This window comes from Phaeodactylibacter luteus (assembly GCF_007993045.1).
Lineage (GTDB): Bacteria > Bacteroidota > Bacteroidia > Chitinophagales > Saprospiraceae > Phaeodactylibacter > Phaeodactylibacter luteus.
Genome location: NZ_VOOR01000084.1, coordinates 1 through 10,921, shown reverse-complemented (window position 1 = coordinate 10,921; position 10,921 = coordinate 1). Strand labels below are relative to the sequence as shown.

The 10,921-nt window shown below is 50.1% G+C and carries 2 protein-coding genes; both read right to left on the bottom strand.

The genetic code is table 11. The features are described 5' to 3' along the window. Nucleotides 1-8,037, bottom strand: an 8,037-nt coding sequence (locus tag FRY97_RS20935) for an SdrD B-like domain-containing protein (protein ID WP_170254810.1), incomplete at its 3' end; no start/stop codon positions are given. 601 nt (nt 8,038-8,638) lie between these two features. Next, the gene (locus FRY97_RS20930; RefSeq protein WP_147169576.1) at nt 8,639-10,387 is read right to left on the bottom strand and encodes a tetratricopeptide repeat protein; all 1,749 of its coding nucleotides are present in this window, start codon (nt 10,385-10,387) and stop codon (nt 8,639-8,641) included. Nucleotides 10,388-10,921: the final 534 nt, after the last annotated feature.

Below are 10,921 nucleotides of genomic sequence, written 5' to 3'. Positions count from 1 at the left end.
TGTGATCTCAGGCGCCCGGCTGTCCACTACCGTGATCTCGTAGGACAGCTCCGTGCTGTTGCCCGCCTCGTCTGTGGCGGTCAGCACTACCGTGTTCGTGCCTATGCCCGCATACAGGCTCACCGCATAGCCGGAGCTCGTCTGTGTCGCCATTGCCCAGGGGGCCGCGCCTGCTACATCGCTCTCGATGCTCACGCTCAGCGCGATCGCACCTCCTGCTGTACAGTTGTCAGACACCTCTGCCAGCCACTCCAGCTGTACGCCGCACTCCCCTTCTGGGGACGCATAGGAAACATCTGCCGCCGGCGTGCCCGTGGCCGTGCTCACGGCCAGTGCAGGCGCCTCACTATCCTGATTGGACAGGGACACAAAATCTTCCACCTCCAGCGGGAAGCACCCTAAGCCGTAGCCGCAGCTCAGCGTGTCCAATAGCTCTACCCGGAGGCTGTAGCTGCCTTCGCCAAGCCCGCTCACGCTGAAGCTGCCCGCAAGCGTCGTGTCCGCTGCAACCAATATATCGCTGCCATCCTGCTCCAGGTACACCGCGTAGCGGCCCGCACAGCCTGATTCCTCCAGCTCAAACGATACGCTGCCGTCTGTGCCGCCGGGGCAGGCAGGGCCCGCAGCGCTTATGACCGATGCCATTGGCACAGGGTTGCAGTCTGCGTACAGTGGCCCGGTGATGGATACCACATTGCTCGTGCTGATGTTCTCCGTGACCGCAAGGCGGTACTCTTCGCCGTTCTGCAGCGTGCCGTGGGCGATCGTCACGCTCGTTTCTGTCATGTTCACGTAGTCCAGCACCGGGTTGCCCGCGCTGTCTTCTATGTCTACCGTGTACGTCACGCCAGCCTCCCCGCTGACCGGTGACCACTCCAAAGTGATCGAGCCGTCGCAGTTGCAGCTGTATGTGTACGGCACTTCGTAGCCGCCGTCCACTGTGTAGTCCTTCTCCCCTACGCCCAGCGTCACGCACTCCGTAGAACCGCTCGCCGTAATATCGGAGTCCAGCTCTGCTGCGCCGGCCTGATAGCCCGCATATGACCAAAGGTTCGGCAGGCTGCCGCCCCATTCGGCACGCCCTTCGTAGTCCAGAACGTAGCCGCCCGCAGGAAGCCCGGTGAACAAAAAGCGCCCTTCGATGTCCGACACCACTGTGTCCACGCCGTTGCCCGCGCAGTCCAGCAGCCGCACTTCCGTGTAGCCTAAGCCCGGCTCGCCAGGGCTCTGCAGCCCGTCACGGTCGAAGTCCTTCCATGCACGGTCGCCGATCTCGGCGCATACCAGCGGCAGGTTGTTGTTCAGCACCAGGTCGCCCGGTGAAAGCACAAACTCCATGTAGAAAGGGTTCGCACCGCAGGATGCGTCTTCCATGAAGCCGCTCATCGCTTCCTCTGAGCTGCCCACGATTGTAATGCCAGGCTCTGGGTCCAGCTGCCCGCTGTCGGTGCAGTCCGTGCTGATACCATAGCCGCTTGGTGTGTTTAGTGTCATCGTATAGACCCCGCTTGCGTCCACAAACCACTGATAGAAGCCTGTAGAGCCGTCCGCGATCACCGTCACATTGCCCGGGCCCGTTACCTCAATGGTCGCTCCGCTGATGATCTCGCCAGTATTCTCACAGTAGATGAAACCCTGTGGGTCCAGCATCTCGCCGCCAATGTCCGGATCGTTCACGTCCGGGATAAAGTCCCCGTCCGCATCAAGGAAAACGCCCGCGTTAAGGTCATAGACACTCGATGCTCCCGCCTCCAAAGTGAAGCACAGCTCCCCTTCCAGGGAGTAGTCAGAGTCCAGGCTGTCGATCGTGTTGAACTCTACATTGGGGATGGTCAGCACGTAGTCTTCCGCATTGTCCAGCCCTTCAAAGCTGACCTCCATGCAGTAGTCGCCCGCCAGCACCAGCTCAAAGAGGTAGTAGCCATCAGCGTCCGCGGTCTGCACCTCGTCAACAGGATTTCCGTTGAGGTCGGTACCGTACAGGCGCACCTGTACGCCAGGCAGCACTTCCTCTGATGAGGGCATGGAGCTTGTGCCCGGCAGCGAGGCTTCCTGCTGCAGGAACAAGCCGTTGCGGTCGTTGTCCAGCCAGACATATCCCCCAATGTCCGAACCACAGAATTCTCCTGCAATTTCGTTGCTGCTCCAGGCTTCTGCCGCAGCAAAGCCTTCCATCCCTGCCGTAAGCGGGACACCATTTTCATCCACACCACCTGGAATGCGCCCTTCACTATCCAGATCTGCCGGAGTCAGGTCATCGCTAGCCTCCACGGCATCAAAGCAACCGTCGCCGTCACTATCCACATCGCGGAAGTTGAGGATGCTGTCCCCATCTATATCGGCCGCAATCATAGCAAGGAAAGCAGTATTATCATTACCTTGACCAGTACCTTGTTCTGTTGCATCCAGCAGCCCGTCGTTGTCGCTGTCCAGATCAAAACAATCCGGGACAAGGTCACCGTCCGTGTCTGTGGCCTCATCTCCTTCCACTTCATTGCTCAGCCCGTCGCCATCGCAATCTTCGTTGGCCCATGCCTCGCCTTTTGGCAGGGTGACCGAACTATATACGTAGTCACAGATTTCCAGCGGGCTGCTGCTATCAGCTACTTCGGAACCATCTGTGACACCATCCCCATCCGTATCCGCTTCTAACGGATTGGTACTGTATGTATCTGCCTCCTCGGCATTCGAAAGCCCGTCGCCGTCACAGTCGCTCATATTCCAATCTGTTGCCTGCGCAACGCTTTGGCTGCCCAGCACAAAAGAACAGGCATCCGTCGGGGAGGTCATATCAGATACTTCCGTACCGTCAATGACGCCGTCGCCGTCCGTATCAGCAGCAAAACTGTCTGTGCCCAGCTCATCCTCTTCCGCATTCGTCAGCCCGTCGCCGTCACAGTCCGTATCAGGCCCGGAAACGGTGACCATTACCTCACAGCTGTTGCTGTTGCCACTGCCGTCCGTTGCCGTTAGAGATACGGATACCTCACCGATATCCGAGCAGCTAAAGGAGGTCTGCGACAGTTGCAGCATCGGTGTGCCACAGTTGTCTGTGGTTCCTGTATCAACGTCCGAAACGTCAATCGAAGCCGCGCCCATTTCATCTAGCAATACGGGTACATCAGTACAAGCCATTACCGGAGATATCGTATCCAGTACTGTTACTGTAAGCATGCAACTATCAATATTATCGCTCCCATCTGTAGCGATCAATACAACAGAAACACTGCTAGCTGACTGTGGGCTTCGGAAGCCTGCGCCACTACCGAGTATAGCCTCGGTATTCAAAGACAAATCATCACAGGTAAATGTACTATCCGATAACGACAGGCTGACCGAACCACAGTTGTCCGTTGAGCCACCATCTGCCTGTGCAGGGCTGATCGTTCCTTCGCCAGCGTTATCCAGATATACCGTCAGATCCGTACAGGACGCTACCGGAGCGATTGTATCTAACACCGTCACTATAGCTGAGCAAGTGTCAGTATTGTTAGCGCTATCTGTTGTCGTCAAAACCACAGTATTCTCACCCTGTTCATCACAACTGAAGGCGGTTTGGGACAGCGATAGCGTCAAGGTATCGCAACTAATCATACTGCCAGCCCCAATATCGCCTGGCATGATACTGGCCTCGCCCGATGCATCCAGATAAGCAGTAATATCCATACAAACTGCAGTAGGCAGTAAGGTATCCAACCCTGGAATCGGATTCACTTCTGGTACCGCTCCAATGGCATCGTAAGTCAGAGCAGACAGGTAGGGGTAGGATACAGTACTTGCACTGTCAACGATGCGCCAAATTTCCTCATTGCCGTTATTGGTTTCTCCTTCGAAATCCCAGCCAGCTGCTGTAAAGAGGTCTGCTGCTTTCATCTCACAGGTCGTTTTCCCTTCGCCAGCAGCGCTCTCCGACAAACCAGACAGCTCCGCATCCCAAAAACTATTAGAAACCATTCCTGAATTTATACCGAAGAGCCCGGCAACCGAGTCCGTTTCAATTGCAACGTAGGTGTTTCCGACCAGCCCACTGTTTTGATAAACCACCCCAGCCCCTTGAGCAATATTACCGGTTACATATGCATTATTGATCTGCCCGCTGAGGCTAAACGCAGCCAAACCAGCCCCAAAAGAAAAGTTAACCTGTGCAGCCGATTCCTCTATCTTGCCTGATAACAACCAGCTAATGCCTGAAGGCAAAAATGGTGGCGAGGGGGTGGCTAGCGTTGACGTTACAGTCGCGAAGCATCTACTGACTGCTCCAGCGTTGAGCAACGATATACCAACGGGCAAGCCCTGATCACTACTTTGAATATGAGCCCGGCTGTCTGTAACTAATGTATTTATGCCAAGACAGCCTGCAATTCCAGCACCCAATAGCTCGTTTTCTATATGTGTAGTAAGGAAAGAGAGCTGCGTATTCGTTGCCTGTGATTCCAAAACAGCACCAACAACACCTCCCCCCATACGTATGGTACCTGAAGCTGAGATACTATCAATCTGGCTATTGTGGACAAAACCGGCTAGTATACCGTTAGGGAACAACGGCAGGTTATCCCCCGAAAACATAATACTACTTCCAACCGTGGCACTATCCAACTTTAGATTGTGCACCATAGCACCGCCAAGAGATTGCAGGCTATCCAAAAAGCTAGGATCAACTATAACTGAAGGGAAAAAATCTTCTTCATCCGCCTTCATCAGGTTCGCCCCTTCGAAGGCCCCCAATGCAAAGAAAAGCCCGTTGCCATAAGATAGGCCATTATCGATTTGCAGATTGTTGATGCTGTATCCTTGTCCATCAAAATGCCCGGTGAACCCAGTAACGGTACCGGTGCCATTTAAAACATCCCCGTCCATGGTACCGATTGGAAGCCATCCGGTATCAGCTACGTATTCCTGATAACCGCTGCTGTTTTTATCCAGGTCATTAATCAGTATAAAATGTGCATCCATCCTGAAGCGGACGTTGTGCAGGTGCTCCCAGTCCTTAATCTGATAAGGCGATACTGCAGTGCCCAAGCCAGTGAAAAACAGGGGAGATGACTCGTAAGCCCCTAAATCCACTGTGCCTTCCTGAAGGCGGGCATTGCCTCCCAGGTCTTTTTCCAAATTGGTGGCGTAACCATTATCGCCTAAATTGACCAGTGGCGAGATTTTGCTTAGCGCAAAGTTTCCTTCTGCAGTAGGCGTATCGTTTACTGCATCAAATGTAAAGTCTTCAAATGCTGCATCCTCGAAGTCATCAGCAGTAAAAAGCGTATTTACAGAAAGGTCTCCGTCTACCGACATACGATCTTCTCCATGTTCAAAATAGCAATTGAAGATATCGATATCACCAGCTGCTTCGATAATACCATCGCTGCCATCATTGGCATCATTGCCAAAACTAATGCAATTGTAGAGGGTCGCTTTAGAACTAGATCCGGTCTCGATCACACAACCGTCATCATCTGCGTAGTTCCCTGCAAATGTAGTGTTGTACACCCAAAACTGAGTGTCATCCGATCCCATCAATGCCGCACCATCATCATAAACCGTATTGCCCGAAAACAGACAGCTTTCCAAAAATACAATGATATCGCCATTATCACCATCTACATCGAAATAGAAAGTGCCATCTTCTCCTTCATTGCCTTGTACCAAACATTCTGCAAACAAAACAACCGGAGGTACAGGGCAATCCGAATTCATATAAACTGCGGTACCCTCGTCTTCAGTATCCGTGAGCAGGTTGTTGTTAAGCTTTGTACGAACAATCCTAATGGAGTCTCCCAAGGTCCCCTCATCCAAATCAAAATAACATGCACCCCCACTGCCGTCAATTTCGTTATTGGAAATGTCGCAATCATATACCGAAATAGCTTCCTTAGAGGCGATACCTCCTCCGTCATCGCCAGCAGTGTTATGGTGTATTTTCACATCCCGGAGCACACAATTGGTGCCACTAAAGGCTACAACAGCATTGTCATTATAGATGCCGCTGCCGTCTGCCGCCTGATTTTGAGATATATCACAGCTACTGATTCTGATTATACCACCGTTATAAACTGCACCGCCATCTTCAGCTTCGTTCTGAAAGATATTGCAGCCACTGATCCAAATTGAACCATTGCTGTAAACCGCACCACCATTGAGTACTGCAGTATTACCGTACAGCATGAGGTCTTGCAGAACAACTCCGGAAGTCGAATCCGTGGCAAAATTCGAATTAAAAACTCCCGCACCATTGCCGTAGAAGAAGTTATCCGAACGATCCGCATAACCGCCGGTAATGTGAAGCCCTTTTAGAAGTGTAAAGTCGCTGACAGGCCCAAATGTTACAACGTTGTATACATTATCTGTATTGGTTGCAGGGTCACCAATATTTCCAGAGAGGATAGTCGGGTAAGCCGCAGTATCCTGAGCGGTCAAAGCAGATGCGCCCGAAGGGAGGGATCCGTAAATGGAAACGCCAGATGCAACCCGGAAGGAAGCTTCCCGGTCGGTACCGGAAGTTGGCAGGTATTCTCCGGCCGCAACCCATACCTGATCGCCTGAACTCGCCCTGGCCAGCGCATCCTGAAGGCTATTATACGCATTGACCCAGGAAGTACCATTGTTCAGCCCGGTTGCATTGATGTCCACATAAAACACTTCCTCTATATTGGGATTGACGGTCTTAATACCGGTTGTTTCTGAAGTGCCATCATCGAAAACGTACGAGAACGAAAGAGGAGCCGTAACCCCATTGGCATTGTAATAAGTGATGCGCTGAACAATATCGTTAAGCATCCTTTGTGAGACGATCACCTGAGAACTCCCTTCAAAGTTTAAGGTCATTTGATGACCTGTATTGTCATATTGGCCAATGTAATACTCCTGTGTAAAGATAGAATCGTTGCGCAGGCTAAACAGAATGCTTTCTTCCAATTGAAAATAATCATCAGCATTGGCGCCGCCTTGCCGCTCAATCTGTAGGGTACTCCCATTGTAAAATCCCTGTCCGGCATTCAAAACCTGAAGGTCGGGATCTGAAATAAGCACCCTACTGTCTAAAAAAATGGTGTCGGCGTAGTACTCCCCTAAAAGCTCAAGGTTGGTAAAAGTCGTGGGCGTATTGCCCATCATCGCCTCATAAGCAGGCTCTACAAAGAAAAGATAATCCGTGTAGGCACCGTCCAAGCCTACACCAGATAGTAAAGCCGTTGCCGTTCCCGTACCGGTGTACAACGTTGTGCCAATACCCGCATAACCCGTTGTGTTCCTGACCGGATAACCAGCTACACTGTTATCGTCAAAAAAGAAGTACCAGCGCTGATCAGGCAATACCCCCTGTGGGTTGATGGTCAATATCGCATCATCACTACTCGGATGGGTACCGACACCTCGGTTATCGCCACAACCAAACACGGTATCTACAACACCCAAAACTGTCTTTATACCGTCAGCCCCTGTGCGACTGTAGGTAGCCAAAAGCTCTTCTGCTATATTGGCAAAGGTGTAATATCCATGTATGTCATCGTTTGTTTCTCCAGCTATTTCCACACCTACTTGCACAGTGGCTTCGCCCGCTGCCATACCCCCAATAGAAAAAGCATAATCACTTTCGTCCAAATCGTTGCTGATTACGTGTAGTTCAGCCACTCGATCCAAATCTACAGGAGTAAGGTCTTCCGGACCGGACAAGGCTGAAACAGGAGCAAAAGCAACCATAAATGAAATGCTTTCTCCCGCTCCGATCGCCACTGGGAAGGTTATGCCGCTGATACTAAAATCGGTGCTATTATCACCGTCGAAGTAGATATTCGAAACATTAATAATCCCCGAATTATCCGTATTAGAAATCTGATATTCAATACTGGGATGGAGATTGGCATCGTTACCGATAAAACCCACACCGTAATCGGTACCAGCACCTGCGCTGATCGTGGTTGAACCGGAAGCAATTACATTGCTATCGTAGGATAATTCAATTTCCCCGGGTGCGGGAGTCTGTGCCCTGCCCTGGAAAACCCAAAACAGCGCCAAAACAAACGTTAGTAAACCTACTCGTTCCATGAGATTGTGCATATTATGATTTGTTAATGTACTATTACCCGAGCCCAGGTAACAACCTGTTTAAGTGACTACCGGGCAGAAACGACTGTTTATACCGGCAAAACACATCAACGAAATCATCTCTGCTGTAAAGGCTCGTACCAAAAAAAGTATTCCTATACTTTGTACTTCTGGCACTGTAAAATTAGCTCATCACCCATATTGCCCGCTTCCCAAATCTTTGAATCCTGCTCCCAAATCTTTGAATCCTGCTCCCAAATCTTTGAAAACCTACTCCCAAATCTTTGAAAATGCTTCTAAAATCAAGGGCTCAAGAGCTCAAGGGCTCAAGGGCATTAAGACAATCAAAGAGGGCGTGAACCAAATTGTCGCAGGCGTTTATGCTTTCCGGGCTTCATGCTGGCATTGGCCTAGCGCTGCGAAGGGGGGGGCGAAGGCCAGACCCGACGCCCGTAGGGCGAGGGGCCGAGCGGACAGCGAGCCCCGCAGCATAGCGGCACCTGCCCGCTGGCAGGGGCAGGCCCCTATCCTTACGGAGGGGGCAAGCCTCATCCCAAAAAAACGACAATCTGGCTTGCGCCCATCAAAGAGTTCCTCGTGTTTACTCTTCCTCAAGACTGGCATTGTATAAATACTGGCTGGGCGTCAATCCGGTTTGCTGCTTGAACAAACGGTAAAAAGTGGACTTACTGTTGAACCCACAGTTCTCAATAAGCTGATCGAGGACTACCTCTCCCCTGCTTTCAATCATCAGTTTCTGCGCTTCCTCAATACGAAATTGGTTGATGAAGGTATTGAAGTTCTTATACGCATATTGATTGATGGCCTGTGAAATGTAAGTTTCATTGGTATTGAGCTGTTTCGCTAGCTCGCTTAACGTCAGAGTTGTTTTTTTGTACAATTTCAAGCCATCGACCAATGCATTGATGTCAAGAAAGAGCTGTTCCAGCCGGTCAACGCTTTCTATACTGGCTTCTTCCGTTGTGAGATGAGCCTTTTCCGCGTCCTTATCTGTACCGGCAACCTGCTCTAGCGGTGCTATATCCGGAACCTCATGCGGGTATGCTGAATGCGTTTGCCTAAGGGCATTTTTATTTTTTTTGTAAAGCGACCGTACTAGCCGTCGATTTTTAAAATACAGCAGGCTCAATACCAGTAATCCGGTCAAAGCAACAGCCAAGCTTACCCCTATTAGAATCAGGAACCGTTGATTCTGCTGCAGCTCATAGGCCTGCTGTTTGATTTGGCTCATGTGTCGCTCATGCTCATAGAGCGACTTTAATTCTGTGAATCTTGTAGCAGCTGTACTCGATGCGAATTCTTCCTTATACCGGACGTAGTGCTCAAGCTGAGCCTTGAACTGATCGTAATCGCCCAAAACAGCAAAGAGGTCGAGCAGCTCAATCATAGCTCGCTCGATGCGATCATTTGCTTTTGCCTGCTGAAATAATTGTAATGCATTTTTCTTTAAATCAACCGCTTGGCCATACTTTCCATTTTGTACAGCATGATCTGCCTGATTGATCAGGATACTCCCTAAAAGGAGGATATTTCCAACCTGCCTCGCCTGATCTATCGCTATCTCGTAGTAGGATTCTGCCTTTGTGTTTTGGCCTACTACAGAGTAATATACGCCGAGGTTGTTGTTCATTTGTGCAACCCCAAGCCTGTAGCCTTTTGCTGAAAACAACTCAAGCGCACGTTCTGTATAGGCTTTAAAAAACTCCCAGTCCTCCGCCTTCTTAGCCGTCACAGCCAAATTTTGGCAGCACAATGCCATATTCAGGGTATCCCCAAGTACTTCAAAGAAGCTTAATGCCTTGTTCAATATCTTCTCACCCTGCAACAACTCCCCATTTTTGACCTCTAACAGCCCTATGTTAATCCAACTTTGCCCTATGCTTAGCGAATCGTTGAGCTCCTCCGCAGCTTTTAATGACGCGTTGTAAGCCTCAATAGATTTACCCGGGTAACCTTGGTAATCATAGTTGATACCAAGGTTGTTCCAACAGGCGCCAGCGAACTCAATATCTTGAGCTGCATAATCGGTTTCCAGGGCTTTTAGATAACTATCGATCGATAAGTATAGCTCCCCCCGGTAATAATGGTACAGACCATATAAATAGTAACTCTTAGCGAGCAGAGAGTCTTTTCCGTTTTGTACCGCTGTTTCATAGAAAGCGTCAATCAGTGGCTCTGCCTTATCCATCTCTTCCGGGAGCAGTGCCTTTATTGTTTCATACGATAATTCCTGCTCTTTCGTTTCTTCGGCACTGACTGGAATTACCACTCCTAGAAAAAGAATAATAACCACGGAAAAGAGCTCATAGCTTTTGCCCAGATTGATCATAAAAATATTTGTGCATATTATTTAATTGCAAAACAGGTTCAGGACCGAAGGCTGACGGGCGCAAACCAAATTGTCGTTTTTTGCCTGCCCCCTCCGCAAGGATAGGGGCCTGCCCCTGCCTGGCGGCAGGTGCCGCTATGCTCCGGGGCTCGCTATCCGCTCGGCCCTATCGGGCTTGACACCCCTGCGCAGCGCTAGGCCGGCTCCATCCTAAAGCCTACAAGGTTGAACACTAGCGACATTCTAGTTTACGCCCAGACTGACTTACTGATGTTCACCCTAAAATTATGAGAGTATTGAAGAAGCATAATACAAATACTTACTTTTTGTGACAATAAAAACAATTTCACACCTCGAAGAAGCCTTGCTGTTTTCACAAAATACACAAAGGAGCCAAACATAATTCCCCCAAGCAAATTGCATGTTACCCCACCGTCCTTTCATTGATTTTACAAATTTGAAATATTTAAATATCAGTTACATTAACAGATGACTGTATTCTGATTGTCTACCAATTAAAATACCTTAGATATT